This is a genomic window from Corynebacterium nasorum, assembly GCF_022347325.1.
Taxonomy (GTDB): Bacteria; Actinomycetota; Actinomycetes; order Mycobacteriales; family Mycobacteriaceae; genus Corynebacterium; species Corynebacterium kefirresidentii.
Genome location: NZ_JAKRDU010000002.1, coordinates 87373 through 113446, shown reverse-complemented (window position 1 = coordinate 113446; position 26074 = coordinate 87373). Strand labels below are relative to the sequence as shown.

Here is a 26074-nt window from a genome sequence, read left to right as displayed (position 1 = left end):
CTCCTTAACGGGCTGGGCGGGATTCGGAACGGGCCATCTTGAGGTCAGAAACTACGTATAGGGCAATGCCAATAGCAGCCACGGTGGCCAGGATCCACAGCACGGTGTTATAGCTAGCGAGGTCCTGCAGCTTGGCGGTATAGGCAATGCCCAGCGGGATGGCGATATTGATGGTCAGGTTATAAAAACCAATGGCGATGCCGGACTTGACGGCGCTGATATTGCGCAGCGCGGTATTAACCAGCGGCGCGTACATCAGTGAAAAGCCGGAGGCGAAGGCCACGATGGCTGCGATGAGAATAGCGACGTGGAGTTGCACAAAAAGCGCGGCCATCACCAGTGCGCCGGCAACTAAGGCGAAGGCGGTGTAGATGGTGGCGCGGGAGGATAAAACGGTGCCGATCTTTCCGGAGAAGATGCCGATGAGGATGGCGCAGATATAGCCCGGGATCATCAACAGGGAGGCTTTATCGATATTCATGCCGTGCAGGTCATGCGCCGCAAAAGGCAGCAAGAAGATGAAGCCCATCTGGGTGGAATAGACGAAGAAGACCATGAGGATGGTCCACACGTAGCGGCCGTTGGTGAAAAACTCCGGGGTGACCACGGGATACTTGGCGTGGCCGATGTGGTAAACAAAGCCCACCACGCCGAGGACAGCCACGATGAGATATACCCAGTCGAACTCCTGCATGAATAAGGTCAGGCCAGTGGCAAAGACGGCGATGAAAAATAGGCCGAGCACATCGAGGTGTCCCTCCACGGCCTCATCTTCTGGCACCAGCTTGATGATTGGTGGGATGGTCAGAATGAGGATGAGCGGGATTAGGAACATCGCCGTCCACGAGACATAGGTGGAAATAAAGCCAGAGGTCAACGCGCCGATGAGCAGGCCGGCTTGGAAAGCGGCGGTGGAAAAGCCCAGGTAGGTCTTTTGATCGGCCTCGCTCAAGTGCTTGGTCACGTAAATGACATAAAGCGTCTCCGCGGCGGCGAGGCCGGCGGTTTGAATGAGACGACCGGCCAGCACCATGGGCCAGAAGCTAGAAAAGGCGAAGGCTAAAATCGATCCCACGGCAATGAGGACAACGCCGGTGAGCATGAGCTTGCGGATGGAAATGGAATCCGCCAGCGCGGCATAGACCACAGCACCGATGCCGATGATGACGCCGGCGAGGGAAGCCTGGAGGGAGGCGGTCTTAACGGAAAGGTCGAGCGCCTGGGCAATCGGCATGGTCATCGTCTTAAAGCCGTTATCAATAACCAGAGAAAAGACAAAGACGAAGAGCAGGATGGGGACGGCAACTTTGGGGTTTAGCGCGGGACCTGGCCGCTTGTCCTGCGGGGAAGCAGAGGTAGTAGAAGAAGTCACGGGGAAGGCGTCCTTTTAGTCGAGCGCGTTAAGCGGCAGCGCGAGTTCAATCATGGTGCGGAAGGCGGTTTGACGCTCTTCGGCAGAAAGCTTGGTACCGTGCACGAGGTTGTCGGATACGGTGAAAAGCCCCAGCGCGTCGACGCCGGCTTCGGCCGCGGTGGCATAAAGCGCTGCGGATTCCATCTCGACGCCGAGCACGCCCATGTGCGCCCAGCGTTCGTTGACGGATTGGTCAAAGTTATAAAAGATATCCGAGCTCAAGATATTGCCCACGTGAATGTGTGCCTGCTGCTTCTCGGATTCATCCACCAAAGCCTTGAGGAGCTTCCACGAGGCGGTCGGAGCGTAGCTGCCCGGCAGGTTGTACTGGCTCAAGAAATTGGAATCGGTGGAGGCGGAGGAGGCGACGATGACATCGTGCAGCTCGATGTCTTCTTGCATAGCGCCGATGGAACCGACGCGGATGAGCTTCTTTACGCCGTAGTTGTGGATGAGCTCCCAGGAGTAAATGCCGATGGAGGGAATGCCCATGCCGGTGCCCATGACCGAAACGGGGTTGCCTTTATAGGTGCCGGTAAACCCCAGCATATTGCGCACGCCGTTGAACTGGACGGTGTCTTCCAGGAAGTTTTCGGCGATGAATTGTGCGCGTAGTGGGTCGCCGGGCAGCAAGATGGTTTCTGCAATGGGCGCGCCCTGCGGGTTGATGTGTGGGGTGGCAATGTCGGTAGCGGACATAGCTTCGCTCCTCGGTGTGGGGGGGATTTTACACACTTAGCTTAACCCCGCAGGAACCCATGTCAATGACGCAATTTACAATTGTTCAACATTTGTGGGAGGACTCACTAGCCCAGTCCACGAGCTTGCGCGCGGTGGCCTGATCTGTGACCAGATGGGTAGCCAATCCCTTGCGCAGCGCCACCCATATGGCCCGCGCCTTAGATGCGCCGCCAGCTACCAGCACCCGGGTGGGGCGCGTGGCCAAGTCTGCGAGGCTGATGCCCACGGTGCGGGCGTCTACGGCCGGGCAGGCTACTTCCCCGCAGGCGTCGAAGAAGCGCGAGCACACATCACCCACAGCATTGTCTGCAATCTGCTGTTTCTCGGCCGCGGTCAGATAGCCCAGGTTGAAAGCTAAAGATTCCTGCTCGGCCGAGCCCACCGTAAAGACCGCCACGCTTACCGACGCCCCCTTATGCAAAATCTGCCCAATATGCCTATCGCGCTCCACCCACTGCTTGGCCTCCGCGGAATCGAAGATGCCCGGCAGCGGTAAAAGGTGGGCCTCGGCATTGAAGGCGTGGGCAAAGGCCTGCAGGGTGTAGAAGTCTTTAGTGGATCGCTCCGTGTGTGAGTGGCCACCTTTTAGTTGTACAATCTCTACGCCTTCCCGTGGCTGTCGCCGCAGGTGAGAAGCGACGGCGGACATCGTCTCGCCCCAAGAGAGGCCGACGCTGGTGCCATCCTCAATGAGTTCTTCCATGAGGGCGGCGCCGGCGCTGCCCAGGTCTGCTAGGGGAGAACCGCCGGGTGGGGTGGTGGTCACGCGGACGTCGGCAAGCGCAAAGCGTTGGCGTAGTTGGCCCACTAGTTCATCGGATTGCTCCCGCGGATCGGCAATGCTGATGGTGACAAAGCCGCGCGCGGAGGCGTGGCTGAGCAACTTGGACACCGTGGGCCGGGAAACCCCAAGATGATGGGCAACCTCGGCCTGAGAGAAGCCGGAGTTGTAGTACAACTTTGCGGCGTCAATGGACTGGGCATCCTTCTGATCCAACATGCCTTTCATTCAAGCACATTCACATGCGCGATAAGGTGTCATAAAAGCTTCCCATTTTTGCGCTCTGACGTGGCGATTTGTGTAAAACGTTGCAAGCGGGTTAGATTATTGGAGTCCGCAACGGAGAGCACAACGAAATAGCGATGTGTTCAACGCTAGGATGTGCCCCCTTAGCTCAGTCGGCAGAGCGTTTCCATGGTAAGGAAAAGGTCGACAGTTCGATTCTGTCAGGGGGCTCCATTCATGTTCGGAGGAAGAAATTCCCCAAGGTGAATATGGCGGTGTAGCTCAGTGGTAGAGCAAGCGACTCATAATCGCTGTGTCGCGAGTTCAATTCTCGCCATCGCTACCGGGAAAGAAAGGCGCCCGTAGGGCGCTTTTTTATTACCGCGCTGAAGGCTTTGCAGACCCGCCTGGTTTCAGATTGGAACTATGGCTCTGGTAAGGTCTTCAACGCTTGATGCTGAGGCATTAAGAGATAAAAGAATAGGGGCGTGGCGCAATTGGTAGCGCAACGGTCTCCAAAACCGTAGGTTGCAGGTTCGAGTCCTGTCGCCCCTGCACAGTAAACCCCGTCACTTGATTTCAGGTGGCGGGGTTTGTTCATGCCATATTTTCCCGGTCGAGCCTTGCTCGCCGCTGTGCTCGCCCAATGTATCCAAGGCCACGTCTTATAAATGCGGTGGTCAGCTTTTCATGCAGTGCAAGCTTTGCTAGGGTTGACAAAGTTATGGAGGTGCGCGTTAAGCGCCCTATTAGATTTAGTTCCCAAGGAGGGTTAGCTGTGAGCGATGAGCAGCAGCCGAAGAATTCGGGTGCACCGCGCCCGACCGGTAAGCGTCAGCTCTCTGGTGCGGCTACCACGTCCTCCGCGGACTACGCCGATAAGCACGTCGTCCGCGTAGAGGATAAGAATCACGATGACACCCCAGGTGGTGGCGTAGCCGCTTTCCCTGGCGAGGTGGCAACTGAGATGAAGAAAGTGGTGTGGCCGACCGCTAAGGAGATGCTGCAGTACACCCTCATTACCTTTGCCTTCCTCATCGTCATGACCGTTTTGGTGTGGGGTGTGGACGCTCTGGCCGGTCTCGGAGTTGAGCAGGTTCTCTCTGATTAGTAAGATAGCCGCATAATCTTTTATCCCGCTGTTTCCACTGAAGGAACGGCGGGATACTTTTTGCCCATACGCGGGCGGGTAGGCTAGTCCTACGCAACGCGCCGAGGAATTTTTGGAGTAAGAATCATGAGCGACGAGAATAACGTCGAAACCGTAGGCACCTCCCTAGAGGAGGCTATGCAGGCCAACGTGCAGGAGCAGGCGGCAGAGCACGCTAGCTCCGTTGAAGAAGCACAGCAGGAGGACGCTACCCCAAGCGCGCCCGCAGTAGAAGAAGCAGCAGAGTTCACCGACGCTGCAGGCGAGTCTGCGGAGGCAGCCGAGGCACCGGGAGCGGAATCGGAATCGGCAGCAGCCGACGCCGAGGGCGCGGCAGAGGCCGCAGCTCCAGAGGCTGGCGAGGATGAGTCCGAAGACGCCGCCTACCGCAAGCGCCTGCGTGCGTTTACCCGCGAGCTGAAGAAGCAACCGGGCCAGTGGTACATCATTCAGTGCTACTCCGGTTACGAAAACAAGGTAAAGACCAACCTGGACATGCGTGCCCAGACCCTCGAGGTGGAGGACTCTATCTTCGAGGTTGTCGTTCCTATTGAGCAGGTACTTGAGAACAAAGACGGCAAGAAGAAGATTGTGAAGCGCAAGCTGCTGCCGGGCTACGTCCTCGTCCGCGCCGAACTCAATGACGCCGCTTGGTCCGTCATCCGCGAAACCCCTGGTGTGACCTCCTTCGTGGGCAACGAGGGCAACGCCACCCCGGTTAAGACCCGCGATGTGGCTAAATTCCTGATGCCGAACGAAGCACCGTCCACCAAGGGCGATGCCGCCCCGAATGAGGCCGAGGGCGAGCAGGTCGTGGCCATGCCAGAAAAGGAAGTGGCAAAGAAGTACGCCCACGACTTCGAGGTAGGCGAGGCAGTGACCATCCTGTCCGGCCCGCTGGCCGCAGTCTCCGCCACCATTTCCGAGATCGACCCAGAGACCGGCAAGATGCAGGGACTGGTATCCATCTTTGGTCGCGAGACCCCAGTGGAGTTGTCGCCGACCGAGATCGAGCGCATCTCCTAAAAGTGATTTTGTGCAGGGCGCACGGTGTTCTAAACTGGAACGCCGTGCGCCTTTGGCGTGCGTATAAGAAAAACGTTTCATCCTCCGGTGGCCCACTGAAGGTGAGCATCCGGACGGGATCCCGTTATTCATCGTGGCGGCTATCCCGGTAACACAGGAAAGAGGTAATTCGATGGCTCCTAAGAAGAAGGTATCTGGCTTCATCAAGCTGCAGATCGAGGCAGGCGCCGCTAACCCGGCACCGCCAGTTGGCCCGGCACTGGGTGCCCACGGCGTCAACATCATGGAATTCTGCAAGGCTTATAACGCCGCTACCGAGAACCAGCGTGGCAACGTGGTTCCGGTTGAGATCACCGTCTACGAGGACCGTTCCTTCGACTTCAAGCTGAAGACCCCGCCGGCAGCCAAGCTGCTGCTGAAGGCCGCTGGCATCAAGAAGGGGTCCGGCGTTCCACACACCGACAAGGTCGGCTCTGTGTCTTGGGACCAGTGCAAGGAAATCGCAGAGACCAAGTTTGCGGACCTGAACGCACGTGACATCGAGAACGGCGCTCGCATCATCGCCGGTACCGCCCGCTCCATGGGCATCACCGTTGATGGCGCACCGGAGAAGTAAAAACTTTATGTGGTAGGGCCAGCTACGGCCCGCCGAACACCACACCAATCCAGAAAAGGAATTGTTAAATGAGCACCAAGTCTAAGGCTTATAAGGCCGCTGCGGAACTGGTAGATAAGTCCCGCCTGTACCGTCCGATCGAGGCCACCAAGCTGGCTAAGGAGACCTCCTCCAAGAACTTCGACGCCACCGTTGATGTTGTTTTCCGTTTGGGCGTTGACCCGCGCAAGGCTGACCAGCTGGTTCGCGGCACCGTTTCCCTGCCTAACGGCACCGGTAAGGACGTTCGCGTTGCTGTCTTCGCAGAGGGCGAGAAGGCTACCGCCGCTCAGGAAGCTGGCGCTGATATCGTCGGCACCGCTGAATTGATCGAGCAGATCAACGAGGGCAACATCGACTTCGACGTTGCTATCGCCACCCCGGATCAGATGGCCAAGGTTGGCCGCGTTGCCCGCGTCTTGGGCCCGCGTGGTTTGATGCCGAACCCGAAGACCGGCACCGTTACCGCAGACGTTGCTAAGGCAATCTCTGAGGTTAAGGGCGGCAAGATCTCCTTCCGCGTTGATAAGGCTGCTAACCTGCACGCCATCATCGGTAAGGCTTCCTTCGATGCTGAGAAGCTGGCTGAGAACTACGGCGCCCTCATGGATGAGATCCAGCGCCTGAAGCCTTCTTCCGCTAAGGGCATCTACATCAAGCGCGCTACCATCTCCACCACCTCCGGCCCGGGCATCCCGGTTGACGGTTCCGTGGTCAAGGATTACACCGCTTAAGCAGTTATCACGTACTGCGTTTAAGGTTAAAGGGCTTAGAGGCAATTCCTCGAAGCCCTTTTTCTATATCTCGAGCCACTAGTAGTTATGTGGCGTCAATATCGTCTGGCACCCATTCGCTGCCGTCGTAGTAGACGTTTCGAGCCAAGGGAATCTGGTGCGAAGCAGACTCGAGGATGTGCATAAAATATCCGGCCGTGTTGGGAATGGCGAGGGTATCTCCTACGGCAATGCCCGCTGGGAAGTCCAGTTCGCGGCGCAGAATCACCTCGTCTTCAATGCAGTAGGCACCGACTACAAAGCCGGTACGTCGCTCGCGGGAGACCTCCTTTGCTGAACCGGCTGTAGGCACGAGGAGGGGGTCTAGCAGGATGTCATCCGCGGCGGTCCGGCACTGCGTGCGATTCATCGCCACACCGATAAGGGGCAGGCCATCAGAACGTTCTTTGAGAAAGCTCACCTCGGCGAGGATGACACCACAGCCGTCGAGGAGGCTGCGGCCCGGTTCTAGATGGAGGGCGATGTCCCGCTCTCGCAGGGCACCACCGGCGTTGCCGTAGCCGGGGACCTCACCGGAGAGAAGTTGGTTCAGCCACTGACCGCGCGTCGGTTCCTGCCAGAATGGGTAAGTATTGGAGAGCGGATCCGATTTCCAGGTAAAGGGGTCACCGGTACCAGCGCGTTGCGCAGAGATACGCGCTGTGTAGTTTTCCCACTGCTCGCGGGATTCTAAATAGCTCATGGGCACGCCGCCGCCGATATCGATGAAATTAGCGGGTTGGTTCATTGCGCGTAGGTGCTCGACTAGAGCAATGGCCTCTGCAAGGGCGGTGCGGCGATCCGCCTCGCTATAGCCATGCAGGTGGACGTGGACACCCACGGCACGAAGCTCCGTGGGCCACTCCGCTTTCTGCCATGCAGGTAGCCTTTCCCCGAAGCGGGTCGGTGGTAAATCATCTGGATCTGGAGCAAGGCGCGGTGCCACGCGGGCGGTAGTTTCTAAAGCTCGGGCGATGGCGGCGATGCGGCCGCATTCTGCGCGAGAATCGCACGATATAGTAACGCCACGCGAAATCGCGAGGCGGAGCAAACCATCGCTTTTGATAGCAGCGCTGAGGATGATGCGCTCTGGGGCTACATCGCGCTCGAGCACTTGGCGTAGCTCGTTCTCACTGGCTACATCCACGCCGAGTCCACTCTCGCGAGCGGCGTCGACAAAGCACAGCGCCTTATTGGCTTTGCGGGCGAAAAATACCCGAGTTTTCACGTCGTGGGAAGCACCGGCGTCTAGTAGCTCTTGGGCATTGTGGCGCAGTGGCGCGGGATTAAGCACGTTTACCGGAGAACCATAGCGCGAGGTGAGTGCGCTAACTTCTTGCGGGTTCTCCACGAGCTCTTGCATCCACTGCTCCCATCGGGCACGCAGCGGGACGGTGCCATGGACCGGCAGTGGGGCAACGGGAGGGGTGGTCATGGGTTTCCTACTTTCTCCGCCCAGCGGGGGATGTCATCGTGTACTAAACGGTTAAGAGAGTCATGCCCGGGCAGGGAGAGCTCATTCATGCGGCCAATTTCCACCACACCAGGAACGTTATGGAAGGGGGAGGGGGTGGCTTGGGGAGCCACAGTGGCGTCGATAAGCAGGTCCACGCCGCCCTTCTCCCGCCAGGAATCTATCTGCTCAGGAGTGCCTAGATACTGGGTATCCACCACCCCGGAGTGGATGAGCTCGAGCAGACGCCTGGCTGTGACCGGTGGTGGGCCGAAGGCCACCCGCTCAAGGGTGCGTGAGAGCTCGCGGAACCCGGGCATTGGGCCGTGTGCCTGGTGCCAATCGACGCAGTCTTGGAAGACCCCACGAAAAGCCGCGCCCACGGCCGTGGCCGGAGTCAGGGGACCAGTACCCTCGACCGCACGGAGGGAAGCCTCGAGCTCAGCGAGCGCAGCGCCAGTGAAATCCTGACCATCAATAACGGCTGCTAGTTCCGCACTAGAGAAGTCACCGAACTCGGCTGCGGCCCCGATGAGGATCTCGCGCAAATCTGCGGCGTTAGTGATGTGCGCACAGGCCTGCCGCCACCGCGTCGAAACCTCCGGCAGCGGTGCCTCCGGAGAGGGCTTTACCTCCATAAATCGCCCGCTGCGGCTAACCGGATAAATGACCTCGGCGGTATCGCCATAAAGCAGGCATACATCGATAAAGCTTAAGGCGGCACCGCGCACGCCGATTCGCCGTGGAGCGCTAGGGAGGTCGGCGCCGAAATAGAGACCGGTGACGGGCACACGCGAAGTTTCGTGGACCAAGGAACCAGCATGGAGATGGTCGTGTCCGGTGCAGACCAGGACGTCGTCGAAGGGGGTGCCGTCGACCATGAAGCCTTCTCCGTCATTACTCACTTCGCTCACGCGGTGCGGCAGGTGGCGGATGCCAACGTGCGCCGGCGCGCGCTGCAATGCGGCGGACCAGGTATCAGCGAGGAATTGGCCCACTTCGGCGCGCGGTGGGAAGGCATCGGTGGTGTCCCCACCGCGGCGGGCCCGCCATGCGTTGAAATTATCGTGGGCGGTGGTGACGATGGCGCAGTTGACGTTGAGGCGCCAGTGGGGCGGCTGCTGCGGGCGGTAGACAGCGCCTGAACCGGCCGGATACGGGTCGAAGACCGTGACATCGATGGGGATGCGGGCGCGCTCGATGAGTTCCTCTACGGCCCAGAGACCGCGCGGACCGCCTCCGATGATGGCAATGCGTCGGGCAGGCTTAGCGGAAGTCACTGCGCCGTCCCTTCGCTGCGCGCGGCAAGTTCGGCAGGTGAAATGCCGAAGTTTTCGCACACCCAGGAATCGTTATAGATAGTGTCTAAGTAAGGCTGGCCGGCGTCGTGTAGCACGGCAACCACCTCCGCCCCCGCCGGCAGGGAGGGGGCGAGGCGCTGGAAGGCTGCGATAACAGCACCGCCGGAAGCACCCGGCAGCAAACCCTCGGCCCGGGCGAGCCTGCGGGCGGCCACGATGGCCTCGAGATCGGGGACCCGCTCGACGGAGGAGGGCGAAAATTTGGTGGATAGGTCGGTCACGATACCTGCGCCATAGCCGGGCAGCATGCGGGTGCCACGCTCACCGCCGAAAAGTACGGAGCCCTCTGCATCAACGCCGATTGTTTGGGTACTGGCTCCCACCTCGGAAAGTTTGCGGACACAGCCGCCAAGGGTTCCGGTGGTACTCATAGCTACGAGCACATGGCTGGGTGCCTGCCCGAGTTGCTCCAGGATCTCAGTCATAGTGCCCTCCGCGTGGGCGTGGAAGGCGGCTTCATTGGAATACTGGTTGAGGTTGAAAGAATCGGGGATCTCTTCCAATAGCTCGGCCACGCGGGTGCGGCGGGCGGTGAGCCAATCGCCGGTTTCAGGATCTGGGTGGTCGAGCAATTCCACGTGTGCGCCATAGGCCCGCATGGTGGCCACCGTAGAAGCGTTGACGCGCGGATCCACCACGCAGTGGAACTTCATCCCCAGCAGTGGGGCCTGACGAGCTAGAGCCATGCCCAGGTTGCCGGAGGAAGATTCCACCAACGTCGACCCTGGGCGGATATCGCCGGCGGCAAGGGCCGACTGGATTAGTGCTCGGGCGGTACGGTCTTTTGCAGAGCCGCCAAGGTTGAACTGTTCGAGTTTGAGATAGAGGTGGACATCCGGCCGAGGATTGATCGCCTCCACTCGCATGAGTGGGGTATTGCCGATGGGCGGGTGCGCTTGAGAATGAATCCTAGGGCTCATCATTGGCCCCATGGTAGACCGTTATTTCTGCCTCTTCCGCCGACCTAGTCCTTGATCTCCGCATAGGCGTCGAGGGCGGCTTGGCGCGATTCCTTTAGGTCCACTATGGGTGGGCCAGACAGCGCGGGTGCCCAGCGGCGCACATATTCGCCGTCGGGGTCGAAGCGCTTGGCCTGGGTTTCGGGGTTGAAGATGCGGAAAAATGGTGCGGCGTCATCGCCGCAGCCAGCCACCCACTGCCAATTGAAGGGGTTGGAGGCGGCATCGGCATCTACCAACGTATCCCAGAACCATTCTTCGCCTAGGCGCCAGTGGATACCGAGGTTCTTGGTGAGGAAAGATCCCACCACCATTCGTACGCGGTTGTGCATATAGCCGGTGGCCCAAAGCTCGCGCATTCCGGCGTCGACAAGCGCGATGCCCGTGGTACCGGACTGCCAGTCTGTCAGGCGTGGGTCATCCCAGGACCAATCGAAGCGGTCGAATTTTTCCCGTACGTTTTCGGTAGCAAGGTTGGGCAGGTGGTAGAGGCGGTGCCAGGCAAAGTCGCGCCACAGTAGCTCGGAGTGGAATTTGGCGCACTCCGGCTCCTCGGCCGCGGCGAACCACACTTCGCGCGGGGAGACCTCGCCGAAGCGCAGGTGCGGCGAGAGTAGGGAGGTAGCATTAAGCGCGGGGATATCGCGTTCCTTGGCGTAGTTGGCCAGATCCAGCTGGGCTAGGCGTTCCCGCGCTCCGGCTTCCCCGGGCGTCCAGTGCTCGGCCAGGGATGCGGCCCACGCCGGCTCGGTGGGCTTGGGCCAGGAACACGCAATGCTTGCCGACGCCCCCATCTCCGGCACCCCCTCCGGCTCATCGCCTGCCACTTGGGAGGACGCGGCCTTGGAGAAGGGGGTAAAGACCTTATAGGGCTGGCCCTGGCCATTGGTAACCTCCCAGGGCTCTACCAAGGTAAAACCGGGCGCGGAGGTGGCGGTAATGCCTCGAGCGGTCAAGGTTTCCTTGACGGCGGCATCGACCTCGCGCAGCGGGCCGTGGTAGCGGCGCGTCCACGTGACGGTAGTGGCGCCGAGTTCGGCGGCTAGGCGGGGGATTTCCACGCGGGCATCACCGGCGACGCGAAGGAGCTCCACGCCGTGCTCGGCGAGGTCGTGTGCAAGGGCATAAAGGGAGCGCTCGCGCCACCACGTGGTGGCGCCGCCCAGTGGGCGGGTACCCGGATAGGCCGGCTCGTCGAGCACGACGGCGACCAAGGGAACGCCTGCAAGCGAGGCGGCTTCGGCCGCGCGGCGAAGGGCCTGGTTATCGTGTAGGCGCAGGTCATCGCGAAACCACATCAGGCAGGTCATGTCGGCTATCCTACGCGGCGAAAACGGGGATTTGGAGAAACCGTGGGTGGGAAGGTAGTGTTTTCCACGAAGTTTGAACGGCCGCTTCAGGCCGAGTCAAAGTTCACCGAAGACCGTTGGTCATCCATTTGGATCGAAGGTTCTCCATCCTAGGAGGCGGCCCACGCAGGAGACACTTTGCGATTATTCGCGGCATTCTCTTATGTCGCGCGCCCTGTGCTCTTGCACGGGGCTTTTGTTATTTCGGGTAACCGAAATAAGGAAGGTCCCGGCGGAATAATAAAAGAGATGTTTTGGAAGGAGGCGAGAGACAATGGCAAACCCAAAGAACACTGCAGACCTGGCAGAGCTGAAGGAGAAGCTGGCTGGCGCTAACTCTGTTGTATTGACCGAGTACCGCGGCCTGACCGTATCCCAGCTGCAGGAGCTGCGTAACGATCTGGGATTTGACGTTGAATACTCCGTCGCCAAGAACACCCTTTTCAAGATCGCTGCCAAGGAAGCTGGCATCGAAGGTCTTGATGATTTGCTGACTGGCCCGACCGCAATTGCGTTCATCAAGGGTGAGGCAGTGGATGCTGCGAAGGTCATCACCAAGTTCGCTGATGACAACAAGGCACTCATCATCAAGGGTGGCTACATGGACGGCAACGCACTGTCTGCCGACCAGGTTGAGGCCATCGCCAAGCTGGACAACCGCGAGACCACCCTCGCAAAGCTGGCTGGCGCTATGAAGGGTTCTATGGCGAAGGCAGCCGCTCTCTTCAACGCTCCTGCAACCAAGGCTGTACGTACCGTCGCAGCCCTGCAGGACAAGAAGGAAGCAGAAGCTTAAGTCGTCACAAAAGACGCACAATTACAACACCGTGCGCGTTGCCTAATGTAGGTGCAGCGCTCACACAACACAGAAAGGACTTGCCATCATGGCTAAGCTCACCAAGGACGAGCTCATTGAAGCTTTCAAGGAAATGACCCTCATCGAACTGTCCGAGTTCGTTAAGGAATTTGAAGAGGTATTCGACGTTGAGGCTGCTGCTCCGGTTGCTGCTGTTGCAGCTGGCGCTCCGGCTGAGGGCGGCGCTGGTGCCGCTGAGGAGAAGACCGAGTTCGACGTCGTTCTGACCGACGCTGGCGCTAAGAAGATTGGCGTTATTAAGGCTGTCCGCGAGATCGTCTCCGGCCTGGGCCTGAAGGAAGCTAAGGAAATGGTCGAGGGTGCTCCTAAGGCTATCCTCGAGGGCGCTTCCAAGGACGACGCTGAGGCTGCTAAGACCAAGCTGGAAGAGGCTGGCGCTTCCGTCGAGCTCAAGTAATTTCACTGAGCTTTCCGCTTTTAAATCCCCACTTCTACCGCTGCACGCGGTGGGAGCTGGGGATTTCCTCGTTTTGTGTTTGCGAGCGTAGTGCGTGGAGTGCAGCAATGGCCAATAGTGTCAAAGTATGACACCATGGCGTTGTGGAGTTTAGGAGGGATAGCTTAGAGCGCTTTCACACAGATGGTAAGGCGCCAAAGTATGTACCTCCTGAACTGCGGAAGATCCTGCGCCGCAAACTCATCATGATTGACCGGTCCGTTTCCCTAGCTGATTTAAGGATTCCACCAGCAAATCGTTTGGAGAGGCTGAAAGGGCAATGGGACGGATTTTATTCCATCCGCGTTAACGCGCAGTGGAGAGTAGTCTTTCGATGGACAGGGAAAGGAGCTGTGGACGTTGACTTCATCGATTATCACAAATGAGGGAGAGGAAGCTTCGGATATCATATCCGTTCCACACCCTGGGGAGGTTCTGCGCGAGGAGTTTCTGGAGCCGCTCGGACTTACTCAATACCGCTTAGCCAGGGATATTTTTAGCTCCAAATCCCAAATTTCAAAGCTGGTCCGTGGACGCATTGGGATTAGTGCGGAAATGGCGCTTCGTCTCTCTGCCTATTTTGGCAATTCGGCGGAGTTTTGGCTGGGACTGCAGGAAGAGTTTGATCTTTGGTGCGCGCGCCAAACCACGGATACTAGCAGTATCGTTGCTTGGAATAAGCACACTGCTTAGAAATCAATCCGGCACGGCGGGGTGGCCTGTAGAAACCAGGAATTTCCGCCAAGGGCTGTAGAATTAGCCCCCATGCTGCCCAAGTCCCGCATTTTTTCCGTCCTGCTCCTAGGCTTCGGTGTCGCGTTGATCGCCGCTGGTGTTGTGGCGCCGGCATTTTTGGATTTTTCCCCGCGGCTGCCGCTGAACCTGAAAAACAGCACCTGGACATTGCACGATGATTCCGCGGATTCCCAGCAATTGTCCAAGGATGGTTCCACGCCGTATTCAGGCCCCATGACTTACCAGATCAACATGGATATCCAAGAGCCCTCGGACGAAGAGAAGGCTACCGTGCGCATCGGTGAGACGCGTATGCGCGGCGAGGGCGAAGGCTTAAACGACTTGAGCCAGGCCCAAGTGTGGACCTACCCGGTGGACCGCCTGAGTGGTGAAGCTATGGGGGAGGCCTCGTTGAGCCATACGCTCGCGACTCCATCAGACACGGTGACCATAGACGGCTACTGGCTCAAGTTCCCCGCGGATGCCGAAAAGACCAATTATCCAGTCTTTGACCCGACGCTGCGCAAGGCCGTCGATGCAGTCTTTGAAGAAGAAACCACGATGGATGGCCGTACGGTCTACCGTTATCATCAAGAAATTGAGCCGACGAACGTAGCGCAGCTTTATGCAGCCGATGGGAATACCACCAGCCTGCCCAAGGAGGGCGGCGGCGAGGAACAGGGGTATTTGACCCACTCCGGGAACCGTGACTTCTATGTAGACCAACAAACCGGACTCGTGGTGGGTATGGATGTAGACATCGATGACTACTACGCAGACCGCGAAGGTGTGGGCCGCGTGCGTGCCTTCGTCTTTGATGGTTCTACCTCCGAAGAGGACCAAAAAGAGCTGCTGAAGGAAGCCGCAGAATTCCCGCGCGATCGCGTGGCGGAGATTGTCCGCTGGATAGTCATTGGAGTAGGCGCGCTGCTTGCATTACTAGGAATCATCGGTGCGCTGGGGCTATTTGGCGGAAAGAATAAGCATGCCCGCCGGCGTGGCCACCACGCGCACAACGGTGGAAGCGCGGTGCCGGTGAGCCGCTAAAAGAGCAGCTAGGAGCCTCAATCGCCGGCAGGGTTGCGGTATAGAGAGATTTTAGTGGTAGGGTGCTCACTGGTTGTCGCGCACATAGTCGTGGCATGGACGCGTTAGCGCCGCGGCGAGCACGAGCTTGCCCCCTAGCGTGGTAGCGACACGCCCCAATTGTGGTGTGTCTTTACATGACAGGTCTTTTCCTATAAGCTATTTCGTTGCGCTGGAATCTGGATCTTCGGTGCACATTTAGCCTTTCAGGCCGGTGATGGCAAAACCGACTTGACAAGGTGATTTTGTGCATTCTGAACCCAGACACTCCACAGCAGACCGAATGCTAGAATTACCAGCGGTTTTGCGGCTCGTCGGCCAGGGCGAGCAGGCAATCCGCGTGAGGTGCTGGAAGGACCCATCTTGGCAGTCTCCCGCCAGACCAAGTCAGTGGCCAATATCCCCGGAGCCCCGAAGCGATACTCGTTTGCAAAAATTAGCGAGCCCATCGCCCTGCCGGGTCTCCTTGACGTACAACTTGATTCTTTCGCTTGGCTCGTCGGCTCGCCGGAATGGCGCGAGCGCGAGCAGGCTGCGCGTGGCGATGATGCCCGCGTAACGAGCGGCCTCGAGGACATCCTCGAAGAGCTCTCGCCGATTGAGGACTACTCGGGCAATATGTCCCTGTCCTTGTCGGAGCCGCGCTTTGAACCGGTGAAAAACACTGTGGATGAGTGCAAGGAAAAGGACATCAACTACTCCGCGCCGCTGTACGTGACCGCAGAGTTTATCAATAACGACACCCAAGAGATTAAGTCGCAGACCGTTTTCATCGGCGATTTCCCGATGATGACGGATATGGGCACGTTCATCGTGAACGGTACCGAGCGCGTCGTCGTCTCTCAGCTGGTGCGCTCCCCGGGCGTGTACTTCGATCGCTCGATCGATAAGTCCACCGAGCGTCCGCTGCACTCCGTGAAGGTTATTCCTTCCCGCGGTGCATGGTTGGAGTTCGACGTCGACAAGCGCGATACCGTCGGCGTGCGCATTGACCGCAAGCGCCGCCAGCCGGTTACCGTGCTGCTTAAGGCACTGGGCTGGAGCGAGGAGCAGATCAAGGATCGCTTCGGCTTCTCCGAGCTTATGATGTCCACCCTGGAATCTGATGGTGTGGCAAATACCGATGAGGCATTGCTGGAGATTTACCGCAAGCAGCGCCCAGGCGAGCAGCCAACCCGTGAATTGGCACAGTCCTTGCTGGATAACTCCTTCTTCCGTGCGAAGCGTTACGACCTGGCAAAGGTCGGCCGCTACAAGGTCAACCGCAAGCTGGGTCTGGGCGGCGACCACGATGGTCTGATGACCCTGACCGAGGAAGACATTGCCGTCACCCTCGAGTACCTGGTCCGCCTGCACGTAGGCGAGCGCGAGATGAAGGCGCCAAATGGCCAGATGATCTCCTTGCACACGGATGACATCGACCACTTTGGTAACCGCCGCCTGCGCACCGTAGGTGAGCTCATCCAGAATCAGGTCCGTGTGGGTCTGTCCCGCATGGAGCGCGTTGTGCGCGAGCGCATGACCACCCAGGACGCGGAGTCCATCACTCCGACCTCCCTGATTAACGTGCGCCCGGTCTCTGCTGCTATCCGCGAGTTCTTCGGCACCTCGCAGCTGTCCCAGTTCATGGACCACAATAACTCGCTGTCCGGCCTGACCCACAAGCGCCGTTTGTCCGCGCTGGGCCCGGGCGGTCTGTCCCGTGAGCGCGCCGGCATTGAGGTGCGAGACGTTCACGCTTCTCACTACGGCCGCATGTGCCCGATTGAGACTCCTGAGGGTCCGAACATTGGCCTGATTGGCGCGCTGGCTTCCTATGCCCGCGTGAATGCCTTTGGCTTCATCGAGACCCCGTACCGCAAGGTTGTGGACGGCAAGATTACCGACCAGGTGGAGTACCTCACCGCCGATGAAGAGGATCGCTTCGCTATTGCTCAGGCCGAGGTCGAGCAAGACGCAGAGGGCAACCTCACTAGCGAGCGCATTGAGGTCCGCCTGAAGGACGGCGATATCGGACTTACTGATGCCTCTGGTGTGGACTACGTTGACGTGTCCCCGCGCCAGATGGTGTCCGTGGGTACCGCCATGATTCCGTTCTTGGAGCACGACGATGCTAACCGTGCCCTGATGGGTGCGAACATGCAGAAGCAGGCCGTGCCGCTGGTTCGCTCCGAGGCTCCGCTGGTAGGTACCGGCATGGAGCAGCGCGCTGCTTATGACGCTGGCGACGTTGTTATCACCCCGAAGGCCGGTGTGGTAGAAAACGTCACCGCTGATGTCATCACCATCATGGATGATGAGGGCCAGCGCGACACCTACATCCTGCGTAAGTTCGAGCGCACCAACCAGGGCACCAACTACAACCAGACCCCGCTGGTTTCTATGGGCGAGCGCGTAGAGGCCGGCCAGGTTCTGGCCGATGGTCCTGGTACCCACAATGGTGAGATGTCCCTCGGCCGCAACCTGCTGGTTGCCTTCATGCCGTGGGAAGGCCACAACTACGAGGACGCCATCATCCTCAACCAGCGCATCGTGGAAGAGGATATCTTGACCTCCGTCCACATCGAAGAGCACGAGATCGATGCTCGCGATACCAAGCTGGGCGCGGAGGAAATCACCCGCGAGATTCCGAACGTCTCTGAAGACGTCTTGAGCGATCTGGACGAGCGCGGCATCATCCGCATCGGTGCCGACGTCCGCGCCGGCGACATCCTGGTGGGTAAGGTCACCCCGAAGGGCGAGACCGAGCTGACCCCGGAGGAGCGCCTGCTGCGCGCCATCTTCGGTGAGAAGGCCCGCGAGGTTCGCGATACCTCCATGAAGGTGCCGCACGGTGAGGTAGGCAAGGTCATTGGCGTTGCCCGCTTCTCCCGCGATGATGATGACGATCTGGCCCCTGGCGTCAACGAGATGATTCGCGTCTACGTGGCCCAGAAGCGCAAGATCCAGGACGGCGATAAGATGGCCGGCCGCCACGGCAACAAGGGTGTTGTGGGCAAGATTCTGCCGCCAGAGGATATGCCGTTCATGGAAGACGGCACCCCGGTAGACATCCTGCTGAACACCCACGGTGTGCCACGTCGTATGAACATCGGCCAGGTCCTCGAGGTTCACCTGGGCTGGTTGGCACACGCCGGCTGGAAGGTTGACACCGAGGATCCGAAGAACGCCGAGCTGCTCAAGACCCTGCCGGAGGAGCTCTATGACGTTCCTGCGGATTCCTTGACCGCGACCCCGGTCTTCGACGGTGCTACCAATCACGAGATCGAGCGCCTGCTGGCTTCCTCCCGTCCTAACCGCGACGGCGATGTGCTGGTGGATGAGCACGGCAAGGCCACGCTTTTCGACGGCCGCTCGGGCGAACCGTACAAGTACCCAATTTCGGTTGGCTACATGTACATGCTCAAGCTGCACCACTTGGTCGATGAGAAGATTCACGCCCGTTCCACCGGTCCTTACTCCATGATTACCCAGCAGCCGCTGGGTGGTAAGGCCCAGTTCGGTGGCCAGCGCTTCGGCGAGATGGAGGTGTGGGCAATGCAGGCATACGGCGCTGCCTACACCCTGCAGGAGCTGCTGACCATCAAGTCCGATGACGTCGTCGGCCGCGTGAAGGTCTACGAAGCCATTGTTAAGGGCGACAATATTCCAGATCCGGGCATCCCTGAGTCCTTCAAGGTGTTGCTCAAGGAGCTGCAGTCCCTGTGCTTGAACGTGGAAGTTCTTTCCACCGACGGCACGCCGATGGAGCTGTCTGGCTCTGATGACGATGACATGGATAGCCCATCGCTTGGCATTAACCTGTCCCGCGATGAGGGCTCTTCCGCTGACATCGCCTAATTAGTTTCTTGGTCCACCGCGGGGTAAGTCCCCGTGGTAGGGCGTAAACGTTCCATTCATACAAAGCCATCAATTCCTCGACAACGAGGATGAAAGGGAGACATTACGTGTTTGACGTAAATCTCTTCGACGAGCTCCGCATCGGTCTGGCCACCGCAGACGATATTCGTCGCTGGTCCAAGGGCGAGGTCAAAAAGCCTGAGACCATTAACTACCGCACTCTGAAGCCGGAGAAGGACGGCCTCTTCTGTGAGCGCATCTTCGGCCCCACCCGTGACTGGGAGTGCGCTTGTGGTAAGTACAAGCGCGTCCGCTATAAGGGCATCATCTGTGAGCGCTGTGGCGTTGAGGTCACCAAGTCCAAGGTTCGCCGTGAGCGCATGGGCCACATTGAGCTGGCCGCTCCGGTAACCCACATCTGGTACTTCAAGGGCGTTCCGTCCCGCTTGGGCTACCTGCTGGACCTGGCTCCGAAGGATCTCGAGCGCATCATTTACTTCGCCGCCAATATCATCACCTCCGTGGATGAAGAGGCTCGCCACAACGATCAGTCCACCCTGGAAGCAGAAATGCTCCTGGAGAAGAAGGACGTTGAGGACGATACCGAGTCCGAGATCGCAGAGCGCGCCTCCAAGCTGGAGTCTGACCTGGCTGAGCTGGAAGCAGCCGGTGCCAAGGCCGATGCCCGTAAGAAGGTAAAGAACGCTGCCGATAAGGAAATGCAGCACATCCGCGAGCGTGGCGAGCGCGAAATCGCCCGCCTGGATGAAATCTGGAATACCTTCATCAAGCTGGCTCCAAAGCAGATGATCATCGATGAGACCATCTACGAAGAGCTGGTTGACCGCTACGAGGATTACTTCACCGGCGGCATGGGCGCAGAAGCCATCCAGACCCTGGTCCGCAACTTCGACCTCGAGGCTGAGGCCGAGGAGCTGCGCGAGATCATCAACAATGGCAAGGGCCAGAAGAAGATGCGTGCCCTCAAGCGCCTGAAGGTCGTTGCTGCCTTCCTGCGCTCCGGCAACGATCCGGCCGGCATGGTGTTGGATGCCATCCCGGTTATCCCGCCAGAGCTGCGCCCAATGGTGCAGCTGGACGGTGGCCGCTTTGCTACCTCCGACCTGAATGACCTCTACCGCCGCGTGATCAACCGCAATAACCGTTTGAAGCGCATGATCGACCTGGGCGCTCCAGAGATCATCGTGAACAACGAGAAGCGCATGCTGCAGGAGTCTGTGGACGCGCTCTTCGATAACGGCCGCCGCGGCCGTCCGGTTACCGGACCGGGCAACCGTCCGCTGAAGTCTCTGTCTGACTTGCTCAAGGGCAAGCAGGGCCGTTTCCGCCAGAACTTGCTGGGTAAGCGCGTGGACTACTCCGGCCGTTCCGTTATTATCGTCGGCCCGCAGCTGAAGCTGCACGAGTGTGGTCTGCCGAAGCTCATGGCGCTCGAGCTATTCAAGCCGTTCGTCATGAAGCGCTTGGTAGAAAACGACTATGCCCAGAACATCAAGTCCGCCAAGCGCATGGTTGAGCGCCAGCGCCCAGAGGTGTGGGACGTTCTGGAGCAGGCCATTTCTGAGCACCCTGTGATGCTCAACCGTGCACCTACGCTGCACCGCCTGGGCATTCAGGCCTTCGAGCCGAAGCTGGTTGAGGGTAAGGCTATTCAGCTGCACCCGCTGGCTTGTGAGGCGTTCAACGCCGACTTCGACGGTGACCAGATGGCAGTCCACCTGCCGCTGTCCGCTGAGGCACAGGCTGAGGCCCGCGTCTTGATGCTGGCGTCCAATAACATTCTGTCCCCGGCATCCGGTAAGCCACTGGCTATGCCGCGTCTGGATATGGTTACCGGTCTGTACTACCTGACGATGGACAAGTCCGAGGACGAGATCGGTGGCAACGGCCGCTTCCGCGAGGCAGAAGAGGACAAGCCAGCAACCGGCGTTTACTCCTCCTACGCCGAGGCCCTCATGGCCTATGACCGCGGCACCGTTGGCCTGCAGGCCCCGATCAAGGTCCGCATCGATCACCTTCGCCCGCCGAAGGAGATCGAGGAGGAGCAGTTCCCGGATGGCTGGACCAAGGGCCAGGCATGGATGGGCTACACCACCATTGGCCGCGTCATGTTCAACGAGTTGTTGCCATGGAACTACCCGTACCTCGAGGGCATCATGGTCCGTAAGGGCGGCGGCTCTGGCAACAAGGTCCTCATCGGTGACGTGGTCAATGACTTGGCCAATAAGTACCCGATGATCACCGTGGCTCAGGTGCTGGACAACATGAAGGATGCCGGCTTCTACTGGGCAACCCGTTCTGGCGTGACCATCACTATGTCTGACGTTCTGGTTCTGCCGAATAAGACCGAGATCCTCGAGTCTTATGAGAAGGAAGCAGAGCGCATCGAGCGTAAGTACTGGGAGCAGGGTGCTCTGACCGAGCGCGAGCGCTACGATCGCCTGGTTGAGCTGTGGAAGGACGCTACCGATACCGTCGGTGAGGCCGTCGAGAACATGTACCCTGACCACAACCCGATTCCGATGATTGTGAAGTCTGGTGCGGCCGGTAACATGCGTCAGATCTGGACGCTGGCCGGTATGAAGGGCATGGTTGTGAACTCGCACGGTGATTACATCACCCGTCCGATTAAGACCTCCTTCCGTGAAGGCCTGTCCGTGCTGGAGTACTTCAACAACTCCCACGGTTCCCGTAAGGGTCTGGCCGATACCGCGCTGCGTACCGCTGACTCCGGCTACCTCACCCGTCGTCTGGTGGACGTGGCCCAGGACGTCATCGTCCGCGAAGAGGACTGTGGCACCCGCCAGGGCGTTCGCGTCCCCATCGGCGAGGTTTCCGGCGACAAGGTGGTTCTCTCCGAGCTGTGGGAGACCTCCGCATCCGGCCGCGTTCTCGCGACCGATGTCAAGGACGACAATGGGGAGGTCGTGGCCGAGGCCGGCTCCGACCTCACCGAGGAACTCACCCAGAAGCTGTTGGACGCCAAGGTTACTGAGGTCAAGGTTCGCTCCGTGCTGACCTGCCAGACCCCGGCGGGCGTGTGTGCCAAGTGCTACGGCAAGTCCATGGCTTCCGGCCAGCTGGTCGATATCGGCGAGGCCGTCGGCATCGTGGCGGCACAGTCCATTGGTGAGCCGGGCACCCAGCTGACCATGCGTACGTTCCACCAGGGTGGTGTCGGTGGCGATATTACCGGCGGTCTCCCGCGTGTTCAGGAGCTTTTCGAGGCCCGTAACCCGAAGAACCGCGCTCCTATCGCTTCCGTTGACGGCACCGTATCCCTGTCCGATGAGGGCAACTTCTGGACCCTGACCATCACCCCGGATGACGGTTCTGATGATGTGGTCTATGAGAAGCTCTCCAAGCGTCAGGGCCTGGCTCAGGTCCGTCGCCCGATGGAGTCCAACCCGGATGCGATGATCGAGCGTTCCCTCAAGGACGGCGACCACGTCGAGACCGGAGACCGCCTGATGCGCGGTGCGGCTGACCCGCACGACGTGCTCGAGGTCCTCGGCCGCCGTGGCGTGGAGCAGCACCTCATCAACGAGGTGCAGGCTGTGTACCGTACCCAGGGTGTGGCTATCCACGATAAGCACATCGAGATCATCATCCGCCAGATGCTGCGCCGCGGTACCGTCATTGATGCGGGTACTACGGACTTGTTGCCGGGTAACCTCATCGACCTTTCTGAGGCTAAGCAGCTCAATGCTGCTCAGGTTGCAGAAGGTGGCGAGCCGGCTCAGCTGCGCTCGGAGATCATGGGTATTACCAAGGCTTCCTTGGCTACCGAGTCCTGGTTGTCTGCTGCATCGTTCCAGGAGACCACGCGTGTGCTTACCGACGCCGCTATTAATAAGCGCTCCGATAAGCTCATCGGTCTCAAGGAGAACGTGATTATCGGTAAGCTCATCCCGGCCGGTACGGGTATTTCCCGCTACCGCAATATTTCCGTCAAGCCGACCGAGGCTGCGCGCAACGCTGCATACTCGATTCCGACTTACGGCGATTCCATCTATGGCGATGACGGCTTCGGTGAGTTCACCGGTGCCTCCGTGCCGCTGGATGAGGACTTCACTTTCTAGGGTGCAGCTGAATCTGCGTTAACGCGGGATATTGATGGCCCCGCCTTTCTGAATGACAGGAAGGCGGGGCTGTTTCCATGTTTAGGGTGTACCGCTAAACTGCTCTGCTAGTATGAATGCAGCTTTTGGCAAGGCGCCTTTAGGGGAGCGCTGCCTAAGTAGTTGAAAAATGCACACATCACGGGTGCTTGTCAGCTGCCATTGTGTAGCCGAGACTGGCTGAGATGCCGCCACATGCGCGGTGAACCGTAGAACCTGATCCGGATAATGCCGGCGAGAGGGAGGAAAATTATGTCTACTACACGTGCGTCCGCTGCCCCGAAGCGCAGTTTGAATTGGCGCGTGGTCGATATCGTGGTTGCATCTGTTCTGGGTGTAGCTTGCGGCTTCGTATTCTTGGGTTGGAACGCAGTGGGCTATGCCTGGTTCCAAGCTATGGATGCTATTACCCCGGGCTTGGGCGGTATAGCCACCGGCATTTGGCTCATTGGTGGCGTGCTGGGTGGCCTTATCATCCGCAAGCCAGGTGCAGCTGTATACGTTGAGGTCCTAGCGGCCACTGTGTCCGCAGTGCTGGGTTCCCAGTGGGGCATTGAAACCCTGTATTCCGGCTTGGCACAAGGGCTAGGCGTGGAAATCATCCTGGCTATCTTCCTGTACCGCAGGTTTGGCTTTGGAGTTTCGGTATTAGCCGGCATGGCGGCTGGCTGGGGTGCTTTTATTCTCGAGCTATTCCTTTCCGGTAACTTGGCTCGCTCCTTCGAGTTCCAAATGATTTATTTGGTTACGCTGACTATCTCCGGTGCGATCCTCGCCGGTGCTTTGGGCTTTTTCGTGGTGAAGGCGCTAGCGAAGACAGGCGCTTTGGATCGTTTCGCCGCAGGCCGCGAACAGCGCGCTTAGGGCGTATTGGCACTGTGACTGACTTTTCCACTCTGGCGGGAAGGCCCACAAAAATTACCGCCCGCGGTTTTGGCTGGACGCATGCCGGGCGCACCCAGCCAGCGTTAGCTGATATTGACCTGGTTATTGAACCGGGCGAGCGGGTATTGCTTTGCGGCGACTCTGGATCCGGCAAGTCCACATTCTTGGCTGCTATAGCCGGGGTGCTGGGCTCCGATGAAGAGGGAACCCGCACCGGAGAGATCCTCTTGGAAGATTCCACTGGCGCAGTGGAAGAACCGGGACATTCCATTCCCGTAGGGCTGGTATTACAAGACCCAGATTCGCAGGTTATCTCAGCTCGGGTGGGAGACGATATTGCCTTCGGCTGCGAGAACCTAGCGTATCCGAGGGAAGAGATTTGGCGCCGCGTAGCCGCGGCCAAGGATCTGGTCGGCCCGTTCGTGGATATGGATTTTCCCACCGAGCGCCTGTCTGGTGGGCAAAAGCAACGTCTTGCTTTAGCGGGGGTAATCGCTATGGGTGCCGGTGTGGTGCTGCTCGATGAACCCACTGCCAATCTTGACCCTGCCGGCGCACGCGATGTGGTTCGCGCCGTTTCTGCACTGGTAGAAGAGACTGGGGCTACCCTCGTGGTGATAGAGCACCAACATACGGCCTGGGAAGGAGTGCTGGACCGTGCCGTGGAGCTTGCGCATGGGCGCATCGTGGCCGATGGTCCCTTTGAGCAGATAGCACGACGCCGCCGTGTCGAAGAGCTCCCGCAGGCGCGCGAGTTGGGTGATGGCGCAGCTAGGGAAGGAGACGCTGCGCTCTGGACTAAGGATTTGGTTACTCGCTTCGGCCCACCGCGCACGATTTCTCTGCCGGCGGGCGCTTCGACTGTGATTACAGGTCCTAATGGTGCAGGAAAATCGACATGGTTGATGACCATGGCGGGCTTGCTGCCGGCCATCTCCGGCGAGATCGGAGTGGCAGACTATGTGCGCCGTGGCGTGAAGGGGCCACCGATTCGGTGGAAGTCTCGAGAGCTGGCAGACCGCATTGGATTCGTATTCCAAAACCCGGAGCACCAGTTCGTTTCGCGCACCGTAGCGGAAGAGCTGCGCGTCGCGCCAAAGGTCATGCGAGTAAAACCGCCAGAAGAGCGCATAGCCCAATTGGTGGATTCCCTGCGCCTGGAGCACCTTTTGGAGGCTAATCCCTTCACGCTTTCTGGAGGCGAGAAGCGCCGCCTTTCGGTAGCTACTGCGTTGGTAACGTCACCTGAGGTAGTACTTCTTGACGAGCCTACTTTTGGACAGGACCCGCAGACCTTTGTGGAGCTGGTGCGTTTGCTACGCGAGCTAGCCGATGGTGGCACCACCGTTGCCTCCATCACCCACGATCCTTTGTTTATCCAGGCTTTAGGGGATCATCATGTGGAGGTGGATAGTGCCTAACCTTTTGCGCGAAGCCAATCCGCTGACACGAGTGTTTATGATGTTTATCTGGGTCACTCCCATTTTGGCATCTATTGACTGGGTTTCGGCAGCGGTATCATTGGCGCTCACCCTGATTTTCGCCCCGTTATGTGGGGTATCGTGGGCGAGGGTCTTTAAAGCCGGGTGGTTCCTTTTCTTGGTTGCCCCGATTTCCGGCGTTTCCATGCTGCTTTATGGTGAGCCCAGCGGCACCGAATACTTCCACTGGTGGCTTATTCATGTCACTGAAAATTCCCTCACCCTGGCAATCGCTATTACGCTGCGCGTCTTCGCCGTGGCTTTGCCCATGGTGGTGCTCGCCCGTGATATCGACCCTACGGATCTGGGTGATGCCCTCTCGCAGATCCTGAAGCTACCATCGCGCTTTGTCATTGGTGCAGTGGCCGGTGTGCGCATGATGACGCTCTTTCAATCCGATTGGCAGTCGCTGGGGATGGCGCGCAGGGCGAGGGGGCTGACCGACGTCGGCAAGCTGAAGCACCTGCTTACTATGTCCTTCGGGCTATTGGTCATCGCGCTGCGCCGCGGTGGCAAGCTGGCGACGGCCATGGAGGCGCGCGGATTTGGGCGCACCCCACCCGGAGGAGGGGCACGTACGTGGGCGCGTCCCTCCCGGCTGCATGCCCGCGATGGGTGGATTATGGCCCTAGGTACTGTCCTCGCTTTTGTACCGGTGGTAGTTTCGGTACTCACTGGGGCCTGGAGATTCTTCGGCCTATAAAC

The 26074-nt window shown here is 59.1% G+C and carries 21 protein-coding genes and 3 tRNA genes; 17 read left to right on the top strand and 7 right to left on the bottom strand.

The genetic code is table 11. The features are described from left to right. Positions 1–4 precede the first annotated feature (4 nt). The 3 genes from MHK05_RS02860 to MHK05_RS02850 form a co-directional block, all read right to left on the bottom strand. Positions 5–1372, bottom strand: a complete 1368-nt coding sequence (locus tag MHK05_RS02860; RefSeq protein ID WP_239204691.1) for an MFS transporter — start codon at positions 1370–1372, stop codon at positions 5–7. 15 nt (positions 1373–1387) lie between these two features. Beyond that, entirely contained in the window at positions 1388–2113 is a 726-nt protein-coding gene (deoD, locus tag MHK05_RS02855) for a purine-nucleoside phosphorylase (protein ID WP_200288289.1), read from the bottom strand. Positions 2114–2198: 85 nt separating this feature from the next. Further along, positions 2199–3155: a sugar-binding transcriptional regulator gene (locus MHK05_RS02850; protein WP_239204689.1), complete on the bottom strand. Its 957-nt coding sequence runs from the start codon at positions 3153–3155 to the stop codon at positions 2199–2201. A gap of 164 nt (positions 3156–3319) precedes the next feature. Here MHK05_RS02850 and MHK05_RS02845 point away from each other — a divergent pair. From MHK05_RS02845 to rplA, 7 genes are all read left to right on the top strand, one after another. After that, a tRNA-Thr gene (locus tag MHK05_RS02845) sits at positions 3320–3395 on the top strand. A 37-nt stretch (positions 3396–3432) separates the two neighbouring features. Continuing rightward, positions 3433–3504, top strand: a tRNA-Met gene (locus MHK05_RS02840). A gap of 139 nt (positions 3505–3643) precedes the next feature. Next, a tRNA-Trp gene (locus MHK05_RS02835) sits at positions 3644–3716 on the top strand. Positions 3717–3939: 223 nt separating this feature from the next. Further along, positions 3940–4272 (top strand): preprotein translocase subunit SecE, encoded by a 333-nt coding sequence (gene secE, locus MHK05_RS02830; RefSeq protein WP_023020522.1) that lies wholly within the window; start codon positions 3940–3942, stop codon positions 4270–4272. Positions 4273–4398: 126 nt separating this feature from the next. Beyond that, positions 4399–5337, top strand: coding sequence for a transcription termination/antitermination protein NusG (gene nusG / locus MHK05_RS02825; protein WP_239204687.1), 939 nt, complete (start codon positions 4399–4401; stop codon positions 5335–5337). 172 nt (positions 5338–5509) lie between these two features. Beyond that, positions 5510–5953, top strand: a complete 444-nt coding sequence (gene rplK / locus MHK05_RS02820; RefSeq protein WP_005327961.1) for a 50S ribosomal protein L11 — start codon at positions 5510–5512, stop codon at positions 5951–5953. A gap of 68 nt (positions 5954–6021) precedes the next feature. Continuing rightward, on the top strand, positions 6022–6726 hold the full coding sequence (gene rplA, locus MHK05_RS02815) for a 50S ribosomal protein L1 (RefSeq protein ID WP_005322897.1): 705 nt from the start codon (positions 6022–6024) through the stop codon (positions 6724–6726). 85 nt (positions 6727–6811) lie between these two features. On the opposite strand, the gene MHK05_RS02810 is transcribed toward rplA, so the two are convergent. The 4 genes from MHK05_RS02810 to MHK05_RS02795 are packed head-to-tail and all read right to left on the bottom strand — an operon-like array spanning position 6812 to position 11848. Then, on the bottom strand, positions 6812–8200 hold the full coding sequence (locus MHK05_RS02810) for a type III PLP-dependent enzyme domain-containing protein (protein WP_239204685.1): 1389 nt from the start codon (positions 8198–8200) through the stop codon (positions 6812–6814). After that, entirely contained in the window at positions 8197–9498 is a 1302-nt protein-coding gene (locus MHK05_RS02805; protein ID WP_239204683.1) for an FAD/NAD(P)-binding protein, read from the bottom strand. Before MHK05_RS02805 ends, MHK05_RS02810 begins: the two co-directional genes overlap by 4 nt. Next, the gene (locus MHK05_RS02800; RefSeq protein ID WP_239204681.1) at positions 9495–10511 is read right to left on the bottom strand and encodes a pyridoxal-phosphate dependent enzyme; all 1017 of its coding nucleotides are present in this window, start codon (positions 10509–10511) and stop codon (positions 9495–9497) included. The genes MHK05_RS02805 and MHK05_RS02800 overlap by 4 nt, the downstream gene beginning before the upstream one ends. A gap of 32 nt (positions 10512–10543) precedes the next feature. Continuing rightward, positions 10544–11848, bottom strand: a complete 1305-nt coding sequence (locus MHK05_RS02795; protein WP_239204679.1) for a cryptochrome/photolyase family protein — start codon at positions 11846–11848, stop codon at positions 10544–10546. 313 nt (positions 11849–12161) lie between these two features. Between MHK05_RS02795 and rplJ the strand changes: the two genes are divergently transcribed. From rplJ to MHK05_RS02745, 10 genes are all read left to right on the top strand, one after another. Continuing rightward, positions 12162–12683 carry a 50S ribosomal protein L10 gene (gene rplJ, locus MHK05_RS02790; RefSeq protein WP_005322886.1) on the top strand — a complete coding sequence of 174 codons (522 nt, stop codon included), beginning with the start codon at positions 12162–12164 and terminating at the stop codon, positions 12681–12683. A gap of 88 nt (positions 12684–12771) precedes the next feature. Then, entirely contained in the window at positions 12772–13161 is a 390-nt protein-coding gene (gene rplL / locus MHK05_RS02785; protein WP_005322882.1) for a 50S ribosomal protein L7/L12, read from the top strand. A 143-nt stretch (positions 13162–13304) separates the two neighbouring features. Beyond that, on the top strand, positions 13305–13586 hold the full coding sequence (locus MHK05_RS02780; protein WP_200288284.1) for a type II toxin-antitoxin system RelE/ParE family toxin: 282 nt from the start codon (positions 13305–13307) through the stop codon (positions 13584–13586). Beyond that, positions 13561–13893 (top strand): HigA family addiction module antitoxin, encoded by a 333-nt coding sequence (locus MHK05_RS02775; protein ID WP_023020529.1) that lies wholly within the window; start codon positions 13561–13563, stop codon positions 13891–13893. The genes MHK05_RS02780 and MHK05_RS02775 overlap by 26 nt, the downstream gene beginning before the upstream one ends. A 72-nt stretch (positions 13894–13965) precedes the next feature. Further along, positions 13966–14982, top strand: a complete 1017-nt coding sequence (gene pgfA / locus MHK05_RS02770) for a cell envelope lipid trafficking protein PgfA (RefSeq protein WP_239204677.1) — start codon at positions 13966–13968, stop codon at positions 14980–14982. A 384-nt stretch (positions 14983–15366) separates the two neighbouring features. Further along, a complete protein-coding gene (gene rpoB / locus MHK05_RS02765; protein WP_239204675.1) occupies positions 15367–18861 on the top strand; it encodes a DNA-directed RNA polymerase subunit beta in 3495 nt (1164 codons plus the stop codon). Positions 18862–18968: 107 nt separating this feature from the next. Further along, positions 18969–22964, top strand: coding sequence for a DNA-directed RNA polymerase subunit beta' (locus MHK05_RS02760; protein WP_023020532.1), 3996 nt, complete (start codon positions 18969–18971; stop codon positions 22962–22964). 291 nt (positions 22965–23255) lie between these two features. After that, entirely contained in the window at positions 23256–23867 is a 612-nt protein-coding gene (locus MHK05_RS02755; RefSeq protein ID WP_200288279.1) for an ECF transporter S component, read from the top strand. A 14-nt stretch (positions 23868–23881) separates the two neighbouring features. Beyond that, entirely contained in the window at positions 23882–25309 is a 1428-nt protein-coding gene (locus MHK05_RS02750; protein ID WP_239204673.1) for an ABC transporter ATP-binding protein, read from the top strand. After that, complete coding sequence (locus tag MHK05_RS02745; protein WP_239204671.1) at positions 25302–26072, top strand: energy-coupling factor transporter transmembrane component T family protein; 771 nt, start codon at positions 25302–25304, stop codon at positions 26070–26072. Before MHK05_RS02750 ends, MHK05_RS02745 begins: the two co-directional genes overlap by 8 nt. The last annotated feature ends 2 nt before the right edge of the window (positions 26073–26074 follow it).